General features: G+C 43.7%; 10 protein-coding genes. 7 read left to right on the top strand and 3 right to left on the bottom strand.

From position 1 onward, the window contains the following. A partial coding sequence (locus T360_RS0111465; RefSeq protein WP_028912913.1) for an Ig-like domain-containing protein occupies positions 1 to 1,410 on the top strand: 1,410 nt, incomplete at its 5' end. Between the two features lie 106 nt (positions 1,411 to 1,516). Here the strand turns inward: T360_RS0111465 and T360_RS0111470 are convergent. Both T360_RS0111470 and T360_RS0111475 read right to left on the bottom strand, forming a co-directional pair. Next, complete coding sequence (locus T360_RS0111470) at positions 1,517 to 2,956, bottom strand: DUF1254 domain-containing protein (RefSeq protein ID WP_197019308.1); 1,440 nt, start codon at positions 2,954 to 2,956, stop codon at positions 1,517 to 1,519. A 247-nt stretch (positions 2,957 to 3,203) separates the two neighbouring features. Continuing rightward, complete coding sequence (locus tag T360_RS0111475) at positions 3,204 to 3,545, bottom strand: cupin domain-containing protein (protein ID WP_028912915.1); 342 nt, start codon at positions 3,543 to 3,545, stop codon at positions 3,204 to 3,206. A 289-nt stretch (positions 3,546 to 3,834) separates the two neighbouring features. Here T360_RS0111475 and T360_RS0111480 point away from each other — a divergent pair, with 289 nt between their 5' ends. The 6 genes from T360_RS0111480 to T360_RS15280 all read left to right on the top strand — a co-directional run bounded on the left by T360_RS0111480 (position 3,835) and on the right by T360_RS15280 (position 14,960). Continuing rightward, positions 3,835 to 5,517: a class I SAM-dependent DNA methyltransferase gene (locus T360_RS0111480; RefSeq protein ID WP_028912916.1), complete on the top strand. Its 1,683-nt coding sequence runs from the start codon at positions 3,835 to 3,837 to the stop codon at positions 5,515 to 5,517. 3 nt (positions 5,518 to 5,520) lie between these two features. Continuing rightward, positions 5,521 to 6,744, top strand: coding sequence for a restriction endonuclease subunit S (locus T360_RS0111485; protein WP_028912917.1), 1,224 nt, complete (start codon positions 5,521 to 5,523; stop codon positions 6,742 to 6,744). A gap of 10 nt (positions 6,745 to 6,754) precedes the next feature. Further along, the gene (locus T360_RS0111490; RefSeq protein WP_036929520.1) at positions 6,755 to 7,801 is read left to right on the top strand and encodes a Fic family protein; all 1,047 of its coding nucleotides are present in this window, start codon (positions 6,755 to 6,757) and stop codon (positions 7,799 to 7,801) included. A gap of 5 nt (positions 7,802 to 7,806) precedes the next feature. Next, the gene (locus T360_RS0111495; protein WP_028912919.1) at positions 7,807 to 11,013 is read left to right on the top strand and encodes a type I restriction endonuclease subunit R; all 3,207 of its coding nucleotides are present in this window, start codon (positions 7,807 to 7,809) and stop codon (positions 11,011 to 11,013) included. 106 nt (positions 11,014 to 11,119) lie between these two features. Beyond that, positions 11,120 to 13,645, top strand: coding sequence for an AAA family ATPase (locus T360_RS16565; RefSeq protein WP_231488163.1), 2,526 nt, complete (start codon positions 11,120 to 11,122; stop codon positions 13,643 to 13,645). Further along, positions 13,629 to 14,960, top strand: coding sequence for an McrC family protein (locus T360_RS15280; RefSeq protein ID WP_051523545.1), 1,332 nt, complete (start codon positions 13,629 to 13,631; stop codon positions 14,958 to 14,960). Before T360_RS16565 ends, T360_RS15280 begins: the two co-directional genes overlap by 17 nt. Positions 14,961 to 15,515: 555 nt before the next feature. On the opposite strand, the gene T360_RS16255 is transcribed toward T360_RS15280, so the two are convergent. Further along, entirely contained in the window at positions 15,516 to 15,662 is a 147-nt protein-coding gene (locus T360_RS16255) for a hypothetical protein (protein WP_155949525.1), read from the bottom strand. Between the last annotated feature and the right edge of the window lie 54 nt (positions 15,663 to 15,716).

The following is a 15,716-nucleotide window of genomic DNA, read 5'->3' on the forward strand; positions in this document are numbered from 1 at the left end:
ATAGCCGAAGGCACCACCACTATCACCATCAAAGCCCAGGGCGAAGATGAGTACTACCGCACCGAAATCTTCGGCGAGAACACCAAGACGGTTGAAGTGACGGTCGTTAAGGGCGAAGGCAGTATTAGCTTTGCTGAAGCTAGTGTTGAAAAGTATAAGAATGATGCAGCTTTTACCAATCCGCTCACCATAGTGGGTGATGGCGTGGTGACATACGAATCGAGTGATCCTACAGTGGCAACTGTTAATGCCACCAGTGGTGAGGTAACGATAGTAGGTGTTGGTACTACCACTATCACAGCCACTATCACTGATACTGACGAATACGCTTATGAAAAGAAGACAGCCAGTTATGAGCTGTCAGTAGATCCAGCTATCAATCTTGCAGCTTTGAGTGGTGATTACATAGCTCAGAATGGCGATGTGCTTACGGGCACCCTGGCCGGCAACTACAAGATTAGCATCGCCGCAGGTGCCAGCGTAGAGCTGAAAGATATCACCATCAATGGTGTGGACGACGAGGCTTACAAATGGGCAGGCCTTACCTGCTTGTACGATGCCAACATCACCATTACTGGTGCTAATAGTGTTAAGGGATTTTATGAGGATTATCCCGGCATTCAGGCTGGTCCCGTGGGCACCACGCTCACCATCAGTGGCACAGGCTCGCTCACTGCCACTGGTGGCGATGATGCAGCAGGCATTGGCAGCGGTTACGATGGCGCCTCATGCGGCGATATCACCATCTGTGGCGGCACGGTTACTGCCAGTTCCGCTGGCTATGGCGCAGGCATCGGTAGCGGTTATAATGCCTCAAGCGGTGCTATCACCATAAGTGGCGGCACGGTTTATGCCAGTTCTAGTATGGATGGCGCAGGCATTGGCAGTGGTCATAAAGCCTCATGCGGCGATATCACCATCAGTGGCGGCATGGTTACTGCCAGTTCTGGTGATTGGGGCGCAGGCATTGGCAGCGGTTTCAGTGGCTCCTCATGCGGTAATATCACCATCACTGGCGGCACGGTTAATGCAAGTTCTAGTAGCTATGGCGCAGGCATTGGCAGCGGTTTCAGTGGCTCTTCATGCGGCGCTATCACCATAAGTGGCGGCACGGTTAATGCCAATTCTGGTCAATATGGTGCTGGCATCGGCAGCGGAAGTGATAGCACCTTTGGCAGTATCACCATTACTGCAGGCATCACCCAGGTTCAAGCTACCAGAAACTACGCTACTGCTGCCTGGCCGATAGGAAAAGGATTTAGTGACAATGACAGTGGCGCAGTAAGCATTGCCGGGGTAACCGTAACCAGCAAAGATTGGGATGGCACGGGATTGACCGACCTGAATTTCGCCACCTCAAGCACTGGTAGCAACAACCTTACCTGGACGCTTACCCCCAAGGTGCCCTAAATCACAGCCTCTAACATACAAAAACCCCGCTCTACTATTAGATGCTGAAATAGCAAAAGCCACCCTCAAAAAACTTGAAGGTGGCTTTTTTTGTATCTAAACCCGATTAGTCCAGGCGGGTGATGATAGGCATGGTCCACTCGTTATGAGCGATACGAGCCACTGGGTTGTAGATGCGGAAGATGAGATGGAAGTCGTCAGCAGGTGCAGGCAGCCAGTTGTCGGGATGCTCCGTATCTGCTTCGTGCGAAACATAGATGTCGAGCGATCCATCATCATTGCGCTTCCAGTTGTCGCGGTCGGTGATATTATAGCGATTCTGCTCGTTGTCATAGAGGAAGTTGTCTTCGCCATAGAGCGTCACACTCCAGAAGCCGAAAGGCTTCGTGTCAGGCCAGTTGTCGGCATCAATATGCAGGCAATATCGGTGGTTACCATTCAGGTGCTTTCCTTCTGAATCAACGTTGGCACGTGGATATACAGCCACGCTTACAGGATTAGCTGCCAGCGCTGCCACAGCTATCAGTGCGCGATAATAATATTCGGTACCAAACTCAGCGATAGGTTCTCCATAGAACTGCCAAGAGCCATTAGGCTTCACAAACTGCTGACTGCGTGGTGTGGTGATAGCGATGATATTGGTCACCAGGTTTGTCCACAACTTCTCAGCCTCGCTGCCGAAGATAGAAGCATCAAACTTCAGTCCAGGCCCTACGTTGATACGCTTCAGGTCGGCCAGCCATTTTGCATCTTCTTTTGCAGGCGGATTGGTCAGCATCAGCTCATTGGCGCGTGCAAAGAATTTGTCCATTGGCATTGTCATGATGTAGTCCACAGGTGCTTTAAAGTCGTAGTCAGGGTTGTGCGTACCCTTACCAGTATATTCTGCGCCAGTGGTCAGATAGTCGTTCAGCATATAAGTGCGCATCTCGTCCTGTATGGCATGCACGTTGGGCAGGTCGTCCTTACCCTTGCACACAGTGCGCAGCAGCATCCACACGTGGTCGGTAGGGCTTGCTATATGCGTCATGCTGGCAGGCACCTCACCTTTGAAGTTCGGCCCTGTAAAACAGTAGTAGCCATAATCGCCCTCGATGTCAGTAGCCACAGGTGCAGCTATACAGTTGCTCCAGGCATCCAGGATCTGTGCCAGACAGAAACGGTCTGTGTGAGGCAGGCGCAACACGAGTGCATCTCCTGAGAGGTCCATCATCACCTGTGTGTAGTTCGTGTCCACGTTAGGTGTCACCACCTCTTTGGTATTAGCATTGGCCAGCACGCGGGCATGAATCAGGCGGTTGGGAGGTGCCTGCTGCTGCCCCACGGGCTTCACCACGTTGGTCATGTGCAGATAAGTGGCATCCATGAGCATCAGTGGCAGTGCATACACGTAAGCCCGCTCTAGCAGCTCTGCCTTCTCGGCATCAGTTAGTTTATTTGACGCATTAGCGGGATTGTCGGAATAGGACGCGCATCCTGTACCAACGATGGTTGCCAGCAGCATTATGGACGCTGTAGCAAGGTAATGAATTAGTTTTGTTTTCATACAGTTTTTTATTTGATTTATAGTAAAAAATTTTTTAACCGCCGCAAAGATATGAAAAAAATCCATATCCTCCAAACTTTTTACAAAATTATTTAGACCATAAATCAAATTTTATTACCCCCCATTGCGCCCTAGTAGCCAGGATTCTGTTTGAGTTCAAATGCTGTACCCTTGGTGGCGTCAATCTCTGGCATCTCTACCGATACCCTTGCAAATTGATCGTGTGTCATAACTTTAACTATAATTTTTATTTCAGGAAGTCCTCGCGCATGGGGGTGAAGGTGTCGATGAGAACACCTGCTTCAAGGCATACGCAACCATGAGGCAGATTTGGAGCAACATAATAGCCATCTCCAGCTTTTAGGATTTTCTTTTCCTCTCCGATAGTTACTTCAAAGCATCCGCTGGCCACATAGGTAGTCTGCGTATGTGGATGCTGATGCAGCGTGCCAACCGATCCTTGATTGCATTTCACTTTCACCATCATTAAGTTCTCATCATACCCCATGATCTGACGAACAACGCCTTCACCGGCCTGTTCCCACTCAATCTCCGAGGCTATCTGGTAAGTATTACTTTTCTTTTCCATAATCATAACTTTCTGGCTTTAACCATATATCCTTCTGTATGGCGGCAAAGGTAATCATTAATTAAGTTTCCTCCAAACTTTTTGCCATATATTTCATAAATATTAGTTTCTTTGCATCCGCATTGAAAACAATTTCGAGTATGGACTGAGTGATTGGGATAATAAAACATTTATATTTTGAGCAAAAACGCTCTGAATGTTAATAAATCCAGGGGCGAACTTGTGTAGTTCAGATTATTTTATTATCTTTGCAGATGAATTTGCAATCGATGATTAATTGAAATAATAAATGACAGATATAGAACTCAAAACGCTAAAAGATAATCTTTGGCACTCGGCTGATATGCTGCGTGCCGGTGCGCATTTGGCGGCCAATAAATATGGTCAGCCTATTCTTGGATTAATATTCCTGCGCTATGCAGATATTCTTTTTAAACAACACAAGGCAGAGATTGACGCTGAATACCAGCAGTATAAGGGTACTCGAATGGAGAAGGATTATAAGGATATTGCCATCGAAAAGTGTGGTTTCTTCCTTCCAGAATGTGCCTATTACGATACTATCAACGATGCACCAGATGATGCTCATAAGGCAGTGCTGGTGAAGAAGGCGATGGAAACTATCGAGCAGGAGAACCCTAAGATGGAGGGTGTGCTGCCTAAGGAGGTTTACGGTCAGCTGGTACCCGAAGAGGAGCCTGAGCTGTTGAGCCGTATCGTACGTGTATTTAAGGATATTCCCGAGGATATCAGTATCGATTTGTTCGGTCAGATTTATGAATATTTCCTTGGCAATTTTGCTTTGGCCGAAGGTCAGGGTGGAGGAGCCTTCTACACGCCAGCCAGCGTAGTACAGTATATGGTTGAAGTGCTTCAGCCAAAAACTGGTGATAAGAAATTCCTGGACCCTGCTTGTGGATCAGGTGGTATGTTTGTACAGGCTGCACGCTACATGCATAAGCACAATGCCAGCAGCGACGACATGATGCGTTTCCGTTGCTATGGCGTTGAGAAAGAGCCCGATACCGTAAAACTGGCAAAGATGAATCTACTGCTGAACAATGTGCGTGGCGAGATTACAGAGGCCAACTCATTCTATAGCGACCCATACAATGCTTTCGAGGCATTCGACTATGTGATGGCTAATCCACCATTCAATGTAGATGAGGTGGTACTGGATAGAGTTATTGATGATAAGCGATTCAATACCTATGGTGTGCCTCGTAACAAGACAAAGTCGACTAAGAAAGCAAGCGACAAGAAAGAGACAGTACCCAATGCTAACTATCTGTGGATAGGCTATTTTGCAACAGCGCTTAACGATAATGGTAAGGCTGCTCTGGTAATGGCCAACTCTGCGAGCGATGCAGGAGGTTCGGAACTGGAGATTCGTAAGAAGATGATTGAGGATGGCATCATCAGTCAGATGGTGACATTGCCCAGCAATATGTTCTCTACTGTTACCCTGCCTGCTACGTTGTGGTTCTTTAACAAGCAACGCACTAACAAAGATGAGATACTTTTTATCGATGCACGCAACATCTTTACTCAGGTAGACCGTGCGCATCGTAAGTTCTCTGACGAGCAGATTAAGAACCTTGGCATTATCAGTCGTCTGTATGAGGGCGATTCTGATAGTTTCTGGGCGCTTGTGGATGAATACAAGGCTGCAGGCCAACAGGATCAAGTAGATTGGCTCTTGGAGCGTTGGCCAGAGGGAAAGTATCAGGATGTGATAGGTCTTTGTAAGGTGGCTAAACTCGAAGGCGAGGATGGTATCAAGGATCAAGACTATTCGCTGAATGCAGGTCGCTACGTCGGTGTCGTGATCGAAGATGACGGAATGACTGCGGATGAGTTCCGTGATACCATGAAGGGACTCCATGCTGAGTTCTCTGAACTCAATAAAGAGGCTCTTGCTCTTCAGGCAGAGATAGATAAAAACATGAAAGAATTGTTTGGGGAGGATTGAGGTATGAAAATAGAATATAAGCCTCTCAAAGATTTAGTAGAATTAGTCATTGATTATAGAGGGAAGACTCCATTGAAGCTTGGTGGCGAATGGAGCTCGTCTGGTTATCGAGCTTTGTCAGCCTTGAATGTTAAAACAAAAGAAATTGTTGCAGAAGACAAAATACGTTATGTAAATGAGGATTTGTACAAAAAATGGATGAAGGAAGAAATAATTAAAGGTGACATTCTTATAACTTCTGAAGCTCCATTTGGACAGGTTTTTCAATGGAATTCTGATGAAAAGATCGTGTTGAGCCAGCGATTATTTGCTCTTAGAATTAAAAATGATTATTGCTCTTCATACATCTTCCAATATATGGCATCAGACTTGTTTTATGGAGAATTGAAGGCAAGGGCTACAGGTTCGACTGTCGAAGGATTAAGACAACCTGCATTAATGAAATGCAAGATTGCAATTCCTTCATTGGAACGTCAGCATCGCATTGCTTCTATTCTTTCTGCCTATGACAATCTGATAGAGAACAACAACAAACGCATTCGCCTGTTGGAGCAATTGGCAGAGAATCTTTATAAGGAGTGGTTTGGCCGCTTCCGTTTCCCTGGTCACGAAAAGGCTGAGTTTGAAAGTGGCTTGCCCAAGGGGTGGAAAATATGGAGCATCAGTAAACTATGCGATATAAATCGTAAAACACTAAATTCTAAAAATAAAGGATTAGAAATAGAGTATTTAGATACGAGTTCCATTACGTGCAATCAAATTGTTGGTACTGAATCTTATGTTTTTGAAGAAGCCCCAAGTAGAGCGAGAAGAATTGTAAAACACAACAGTATTGTATTTTCTACGGTTAGACCCAATCTGAAGCATTATGGAATACTAAAGAATATTCCTGATAATCTGATTGTATCTACGGGCTTTGCTGTTTTTGATTCAAAATATGACATAGCTAACATAATTTATCTTTTCCTGTCATCACAAGAAGTTGTTGATTATTGCCAATTGATAGCAGAAGGAGCTGTAGCTACATATCCATCTATTAAACCAGAGGAAATAGGAAGGCTTAAGATAGCTTTACCCAATATAGAAATAGCGGAAAAGTGGAATGGTAAATTAGAAAGTCTTTACAGTGAAATACTAAACCTCCAAAAACAAAATACTCTTCTCTCTCGCCAGCGTGATTTGCTACTCCCTCGCTTGATGTCAGGTAAACTCGAAGTAAATATATAAAACTACGATTATGAGCAAACAACCATCATATATACCACCATTTACGGTAAGTGCAGACGCCATCAACTTGATAGCTGAAATATCTGCACAGATAGAGCGCTATGCCATTCGTTTGGAACAGGAGGACGGTCTGCGACTTCGCAAGGCGAACCGCATCAAAACCATTCACTCATCATTGGCCATTGAGGGCAATTTGCTGTCGGAGGATGAGGTGCGCGACATCGTTGATGGTAAGAATGTGGTGGCTCCAATCCGTCAGATTCAGGAGGTTAAGAATGCCATTAAAACTTACGAGTTATACCCTACACTTGATGCCTTTAATGAGAAAGACCTGCTGAAGGCTCATGGCGTGATGATGCAAGCATTGGTTGACGATGCTGGGCATTATCGCAAAGGTGGTGTAGGGGTGTTTGGTGAGAAAGGGTTGGTGCATATGGCTCCACCAGCCGAAAGAGTGCCCATGCTGATGGCTGACCTGTTTAACTGGCTGAAATATTCAAAGGATCATCTGCTGATACGTTCATGCGTGTTCCATTATGAATTTGAGTTTATCCATCCCTTTATTGATGGCAATGGACGAACAGGGCGACTGTGGCAGTCGCTGATATTAGGCAAGCTGCATCCGCTGTTCGAACATCTGCCTGTAGAAAATATGGTGTATGCCAACCAGCAACAGTATTATGATGCCATCACTGCCAGCAGTAATGCAGGGCAGTCGGGGCCTTTTATTGATTTTATGCTGAACGAAATCTACAAGACACTGAAAGAGCACCAAGGTGAGGCATTGCCTGATAAACTGCACGATAAAGTTCCTAATAAACTTCCTAATAAAGTTCCTAATAAACTCAGGCTTCAATATCCCGATTTGTCGGATGCAGTATGGGATGTATATCAGGAATTAATGGAAGATGGACATGCTTCGGCAGCGACCGTTGGCAGCCATTTAGGCATCAGCGACAGAATGGTTCGTAAACATATCTCCGTGCTTCGTGATGCAGGCATCATAGAACGCATAGGAGGTAATAAAACTGGTTATTGGAAATTATTGAAAAAGTAGTGCTTATGAAATCCTTTATCAGCGAAGACGATATAGAGCAGGCGATATGTAATCGCTTATCGCAGCCGGAATACGGCTGGACTCGCATAGAATGCGACCCCAGCGTAGAGAAACAGGACGATGTTAGCGTTACTGGTCGTAACAGTGTGAAGGAATGTATACTACCAGAAGTGTTCCGCAATGCACTCAAGCGCATTAACCCAAACGTTAGCGAGGATATCATCGACAGTATAGTAAACGACTACCGTAGAGACTTTAGCAGTCAGGATATGGTGGATGTGAACTATCGACTGTATAACCAACTGCGTAACGGACTGAGGGTTGACACACGTACGGCTAAAGGCGATGACTTTGAGATAGTTAAGCTGATAGACTTTGACAACATAGAGAACAACGACTTCCACTGCGTTAATCAGATGTGGATAAAGGGACATTATCGTTATCGCCGCCCCGATGTGCTGCTGTTTGTAAACGGACTGCCTGTAGTATTTATCGAACTGAAGAACTCTACCGTAAAAGTAGAGGAATCGTATAATAAGAATCTGGTTTCGTATCGTGAGGATATACCCAATATCTTTGCCTTGAATCAGATTTGCGTGCTTTCGAACGGACTGCAAACCAAAATAGGTGCTTGGAGTGCTGGCTACGAATACTTTTTTGAGTGGCTGCGTGTTGATAACGAGAAGGAAAAACTGGATAGAGACCAGATAGCAGAGCATGGCCTGTCTATACAATACCTGATAGACGGTCTGTTTAAGAAAGAACGACTGATTGACTATATCGAGAACTTTATATTCTTCGATAATAAGCGTGTAAAGATTATCGCTAAGAACCACCAGTTCCTGGGCGTAAATAACCTGATGAAGAGTGTGGAACGTCGCGAGGAACTTAACGGAAAGTTAGGTGTGTTCTGGCATACACAAGGCTCTGGTAAAAGCTACTCGATGGTGATGTTTGTAAGGAAGGTTAGGCGTAAGTTGCATGGCAACTTTACGTTCCTGATTGTAACTGATCGCGACGATCTTGATACGCAGATACACAAGACGTTTGTACGCTCGGAGGTGATAGGCGAAAAGGAGGAATGCCAGCCAAAGAACTCTGCACAGCTACGCGAATATCTGATGAGCAACAAGCCCATGCTGTTTACGCTGATACATAAATTCCAATACGACAAGCAGAAGAAATACCCCATACTGTCTGAGCGTAACGATATCTTTGTACTGGTAGATGAGGCTCATCGCACACAGTATAAGCAGCTGGCCGAGAATATGCATACAGGATTGCCAAATGCCAACTATATAGCTTTTACAGGAACCCCGCTACTTGGTTCAAAGCGACTTACCAACCAGTGGTTTGGCGACTATGTATCGGAGTACAACTTTGCCGAAGCGATTGCAGATGGTTCAACTGTGCCATTGTTCTATAGCCGTAGAGTACCCGAAGTGGGACTTACCAACGACTGGCTGGATACCGATGTTGCCGAAATTGTAGAAGAGGAGAATCTGAACGACCGCGAACAGGAACTGCTGGAAAATAGCTCATCTCGAATTCTTGAGGTTATTAAGCGTGACGATCGATTGAATAAGATAGCCCAGGATATAGCGCACCATTTCCCACGTAGAGGATTCCTTGGAAAGGGTATGGTGGTAAGTGTAGATAAGTACACGGCTGTTAAGATGTACGATAAGGTACAGTACTACTGGGCTGAGGAACAGAAAGAACTGATAAAACAGCGAAATAAAGCCAAGACAGAAGAGGAACGCGAAAAAATAAACCGTATATTGAGCTATATGGACCGCGTTGAGATGGCTGTGGTAATCAGCGAAGAAGCCGAAGAAAAGGATAAATTCATGAAGCAGGGGCTTGATATCACCAAGCATAGAGAACTGATGAATAGGATTACCACCGATGGCAAGGATATCGAAGACCGGTTTAAGGATAAGGACGACCGCTTAAGTCTGGTATTTGTATGTGCCATGTGGCTTACAGGCTTTGATGTGCCATCACTATCTACGCTGTATCTCGACAAGCCGATGAAGAGTCATACGCTGATGCAGGCCATTGCACGTGCAAATCGTGTATTCCCAGGCAAAACATGTGGTATCATCGTCGACTACGTAAACGTGTTTAAATATATGCAGGAGGCTCTGAGTGATTATGCATCAAGAGGCGATGAGGATGGCGATTATCCTGCCAAGAACATTGAGCAGCTTATTACCAATATCGACAACTGCATAGTAGAGTGCGATGCCTTCCTGTTGACGCTTGGCATTAACTTAGACGAAATAATTGCAGAGACAAACACGTTGGATAGGTTAGAGATGCTGCGACAGGCATTTGATAGGATATTACAGAAAGACGAGTGGAAAGACCGATTCAAGGTGCTAAGCAATCTGCTGATGAACCTATACGATGCCAGTAAGCCAGAGATATTCGAACGTGGTTGGCATAATAACAAGTTTGCACCTATCAGCTATCTCAACGGTCTGTTCTGTAATCAGATTGACGATGAGAAACTGCAACGTGCCAAGGCCAGAATGGCTGAGAAACTGGACCAGAGCGTGACATCTACTAATCAGGTATGCGATAATGCCGACTATGTAATACATCAAGGCAAGGTAATCGACCTGAGCAAGATAAATGTGGATGATTTACGCAAGGAAATCAGTCTTACCCCATATAAGGCATTAGAGATTGACGACCTGCGCATATTTATAGAACAACTGTTGCAGCAGATGATAAATAAGAACTGTATGCGCATATCATTCTCTGAGCGTTATAAGAGTATCATTAATCGCTATAATGCAGGAGGAAGTGAGAACGAGGATTATTACGAGAAGCTGCTGCAGCTGATTGAGGAATTGAAGAAAGAACAAGGACGCTCTACCGACCTTGGTCTGGAGGAAGAGGAACTTGAAATATACGATTTGCTGATTCAAGGTAAGAAACTTACAAAGGCCGAAGAGCAGAAAGTAATCTTGGCAGCAAAGAACCTGTATCAGAAACTAAAGGCCGAGAAGGATAACTTCATGGTGGTTGACTGGTATAAGGACGAACAGCCCCGAAAGAAAGTGTTCTCACTCATACAGGTATCTCTGAATAACGACCTACCAGAAAGCTACGATAGAGTATCGTTTGTAGAGAAAACAAACCTGATTATGAACCATTTTGTCGATATGGCCATCCAAGGCTACGGCTGGGTAACGGCATAAAATATATAAACAGAAATGAACAGACTTGTACTCATAGGAAACGGATTCTTATCTCGATTTAATGATGAATATTAATAGAAATAATAACTCCTAAAACGATAACGTTATGGAATTAGAATGGATACCGTTATATACGGAATTGGCACAGGCGCTGCTATCGTGCAAGAATAACAGAAAACCGCTGGTAGATTGGATATACTCTGATATATCACAAGTAGGTGAGAGCTCACTAGTGGAGTATCTGCACATGCATGATGGCTCGAAGATTACGGATATTGACCCGTTTTCGGTTTTCGCTATATTCAACCGTCCGTTGAGGGTTATAAATAGAGTGGCCATGTTGCAGCTGTTTAAGAAGCGTTTTTCGCTGAAGTCTGAGGTGCCAACAGATTTTAATGGAATTCCAACAGTAAACTCGCAAAGAGCCTTTTTCTTCAGCTGGGATGATAACGGTGAGAGGATAAATGATCTTTGGGAGATATTCGAAAATGTAATCCAAGGAAAAGATATCAGCCTGCTGTTCGACAAGGTGATTGCTGATGGCGTACCCAAATATAGCTTAACAATGGTGCTCTATTGGATTTCGCCCTATAACTATCTGAATCTAGATGGTAGAAACAGAATGCTCCTGAAAAAGTATGGTTTCGCAGATGATTATCCTCACCTGACTTATGCGGAATACACTCAGTTGATGCAGGATGTAAAAAACAAGATGGCTGGCCAATCTATCCCCTATAATTCGTTCCCCGATTTTTCTTTGGCTGCCTATAGCTTCTCATCAGATAGCAAAGTGTGGATGTATAAGCGTTTTGAAGACGCTTTTGCCAAAGATTATATAAGAATGGGATCAGATGCCAAAGGCAAACTTGATTTCGCCAGTTATAAAACCAAGAAAGCATTGGGTGATGCTTATAGAAAAATAGTAGGTAATACTGATGTGGCGATACCTAATATGTATTGGCAACTAATGAAAGATGTAAGGCCTGGCGACATAGTTGTGGTTTTTGATTCTATGAAAGAAAAGGGTAGTAAGGTGTCTCATCTTTTATACGGATGGGGTAAAGTTACCTCAGATGTGATATTTGATAAAAACGACGATAATCCGATACACCGAATGGTAGAGTGGCATAAGCCTTTGCCTCAGGAGCCTATCGAGGAAAATATGACAAGTAACACCCGCTATTTTCACCAAGTAAAGGGTGTAGAGGCTGATAACATTATGAGTTTGTTAGGTATAAATAATGAGGAGGAAATAACAATGGATAAAGATGGTATTGACGCATACATTCAATTGCTGAAAACTAACAAAAACTTGATTCTAACAGGGGCTCCTGGTACAGGTAAAACCTATCTGGCTAAAGCTATAGCAAAACAGATATTAAAGATTGAAGATGATGATGAACTCCAAAAGGATAAGCGTTTTGGTTTTGTTCAGTTCCATCCATCATATGATTACACGGATTTTGTAGAGGGCCTGAGGCCAGTGAATAACCAGAGTGTTGTAGGCTTTAAGCGTCAAGATGGAGTGTTCAAGTCGTTCTGTAAACAAGCCATTCTCTCAGAAACCGCTGATGCAGAAACACTAAGTGATATTAATGACAATCCCACAGTATGGAAAGTGTCTCTTGGAGGAACTTACGATAACCCAACTAGAACAGATTGTTTAGATAACGGTTATATTCGCATTGGTTGGCATGAATATGGCGATGTAGAGGATTTTAATGATTATACAGACTTCCAATATGGTGGTAAGAATGTACTTCGTGCCTTCCAGAGTGGAATGCAGATTGGAGATTTGGTTGTATCGTGCTATTCTGCCAAAGAAGTTGATGCAATTGGAGTTGTGACAGGTGAATACGACTATCGTGCAGATGGAGGTGAGTATCCTCGATATAGAGGTGTAAGATGGCTTGTAAAGGGTATAAAGGAGAATATTCTGGAACTTAACAATAATAAAACCTTTACACTCTCAACTGTTTATAAAGCCAATATCACAGCTGAGGCAGCTTTGAAGATTGTGCAGAAATATTCTCAAGTAAATCTTGCTGCACCAAAAAAAGATTTTGCAGTGTTTATCATTGATGAGATTAATCGCGGTGAGATATCAAAGATTTTCGGTGAACTCTTCTTCTCAATTGATCCTGGATATCGTGGTGTAGCAGGTCGTGTAAAAACACAATATCAGAATCTGATAGAAGAGGGAGATGTGTTTAAGGATGGTTTCTATGTGCCTGATAATGTGTATATTATAGGTACAATGAACGATATCGACCGCAGCGTAGAAAGTATGGACTTTGCTATGCGACGCCGCTTTACTTGGAAAGAGGTAACCGCTAAAGACAGTATGAAGATGCTTGATGGAACACCTTACGAAAATGAGGCCAAACAAAGAATGGAAAGTCTGAACAATGCTATTCTTAATGTGCGTGGTCTGGGTGAGGCATACCAGATTGGAGCTGCTTATTTCAGAAAGATTTCAGACTATAATGGTGATTTCCAGAAGCTGTGGGACTACCATCTGAAAGGCTTGCTCAATGAGTATCTGCGTGGAAATATGAATGCAAAGGACCAATTGGATGAACTGAAAAAGGCATACGATAACGAAGCGCCAATAGATGAAGCATCTATTTAAAATAGCAGATAATTATTGGGAAGGCCTGCCTATTAGCGACGAACTGCATCTGACGAATCTACAGAAGATTGCAGAAAAGCCCATTGGACAGCTGAGTCTCGAAGATCACCCCAATTTGCTAATCTTTCCTCAGAATCTTGAAGAATATGGGGATAAGATTGGAAAGCAATATGTGTTTGAGGTGAAAGAGGGGAAGCTGTGTACCAAGAATATTATGGGCTTTATAGGTTATCGCGATACGAAAGTAAGGATACATTCGCGATTTGCGCAGGGCGATGACGACTATTTCCTGCATTATATGCTACAGAAAGTGTTTGCTATCAATCTCTTTGATTTGAAATATCATACAGACGAAGAGAGTGTTTTCGACTTTCTGATCTATCTTTTTCCTGCATTCCTAAAGCGGGCTATGCAACAAGGGCTATATAAGGAGTATCAGACTCGTGAATATAATAATGCCAACATCAGAGGAAGAATAGATGTTCCCAGGCACATCCGTATGAATATACCCTTTGCTGGAAAAGTGGCCTATTCTACAAGAGAGTATGCCTACGATAACCACGTAACTCAGCTGATACGCCATACTATAGAACATATCGCCAATCATCAGTATAGTAGTGGTATATTGCAGAATGATGATATGACAAAGGATGCTGTTGCGCTAATTAGAGAAGCAACGCCAAGCTACAACTGGAGTGATCGCAGAAAAGTGATTAATCAGAATCTGCGACCTCTGAGTCATCCGTTTTTTAGTGAATACCGTCACCTGCAGCGCCTTTGTGTGCAGATACTTCGCTACGAGGAGATTAAGTACGGACGTAACGATGATGAGATATATGGCGTACTGTTTGATGGTGCTTGGCTTTGGGAGGAATATCTGAATACGATATTGCAAGATTGTGGCTTTAAGCATCCTCAAAACAAGATGTTAAAGGGTAAAAAGTCTTTGTTTGTGGATGGTAGTGCTCCAAGGTATCCCGATTTCTATAAGGACGATATGGTACTTGATGCCAAATATAAACGTTATGCCAACATGAAACTGCAACACATTGATGGCGATGACCTACATCAGGTTATTACATATATGTATGTTCTGGCAGTTAAACAAGGTGGTTTTATTGTTCCTTGGCCATATAGTTTAAAGGATTACAAGCCAAGCCCAAAGACTCTTAATGGCTATGGTGGTTCGATGAACATTTATGGTATTACGGTTGATACACCAGTATCGAGCTACAAAGCTTATTGCCAGCAAATGGCCCGATACGAACAGAAGTTTAAGAAGCTGATTGTTGAATTTGATGATGGCCATGAATAGAGTGATTCAGTTTTTCAACTATGAGCAATGCTTTAAGCATTACACAAAGCAAATAATGAGCATTAGGCAGGCTAAGAGAAATGGCGAAATTATTTTGGCAAAACCTGTGCTGATATCATAGAACATAAGTTGACAGATGACTTCTGGAATGGTAAGATGGTTGCAGAAGGATTGGGTATTCTTGCAGCTGTAATACTTGCTGCATAGACTAGAGTTGTAACTTAATTTCAAACATATTGAAATTGAAATGAAAAAGAAAAAGTTTGCTGAAGAGGATAGGATTGCTAATGCGCAGCGGGCTGGGGGCGTGGTGATCATATTGGTATATGAATGCCTATGACGATGAGGATTGGGAATGAAAATCATCCGAGAGCCGCCGTGCTCTCGGATGATGTTTTTTTAGCGGGGTAGGAGGTGCTGGCGCAGGGCTCGGATGAGCTCCTGGAACAGCTGCTCTTGCCGCTCGGGATCGTCGTCGTAGTGCGACAGAATGTCGCGCCAGATCTCAATCTGCTTGCTGGTTTTCAACTCGAAGTCCGCAGGAAGTTTTCCTTTTTAGGCTCCACTAATGGTGCCATGAGCCAACTTGTACTGGCTCTCCATGGCACGGCGCATGCGGTAGAAAGCCATATCGGCCTTCTGCAGCACCATGACTGTCAGGGCGTGAGCTGCTGACAGTGGGTCTAAATTGTACTTCTTCATAACTTTTTTGTTATGTGAATTTGTTAATAATTATATATTGTGTCCTGGCTATAG

Source organism: Prevotella sp. MA2016 (genome assembly GCF_000619825.1).
Taxonomy (GTDB): Bacteria; Bacteroidota; Bacteroidia; order Bacteroidales; family Bacteroidaceae; genus Prevotella.

Excerpts from the sequence above, each read along its gene's own strand:
- T360_RS0111470 (WP_197019308.1), bottom strand. The coding sequence starts at position 2,956 with ATGAAAACAAAACTAATTCATTACCTTGCTACAGCGTCCATAATGCTG.
- T360_RS0111475 (WP_028912915.1), bottom strand. The coding sequence starts at position 3,545 with ATGGAAAAGAAAAGTAATACTTACCAGATAGCCTCGGAGATTGAGTGG.
- T360_RS0111480 (WP_028912916.1), top strand. The coding sequence starts at position 3,835 with ATGACAGATATAGAACTCAAAACGCTAAAAGATAATCTTTGGCACTCG.
- T360_RS0111485 (WP_028912917.1), top strand. The coding sequence starts at position 5,521 with ATGAAAATAGAATATAAGCCTCTCAAAGATTTAGTAGAATTAGTCATT.
- T360_RS0111490 (WP_036929520.1), top strand. The coding sequence starts at position 6,755 with ATGAGCAAACAACCATCATATATACCACCATTTACGGTAAGTGCAGAC.
- T360_RS0111495 (WP_028912919.1), top strand. The coding sequence starts at position 7,807 with ATGAAATCCTTTATCAGCGAAGACGATATAGAGCAGGCGATATGTAAT.
- T360_RS16565 (WP_231488163.1), top strand. The coding sequence starts at position 11,120 with ATGGAATTAGAATGGATACCGTTATATACGGAATTGGCACAGGCGCTG.
- T360_RS15280 (WP_051523545.1), top strand. The coding sequence starts at position 13,629 with ATGAAGCATCTATTTAAAATAGCAGATAATTATTGGGAAGGCCTGCCT.
- T360_RS16255 (WP_155949525.1), bottom strand. The coding sequence starts at position 15,662 with ATGAAGAAGTACAATTTAGACCCACTGTCAGCAGCTCACGCCCTGACA.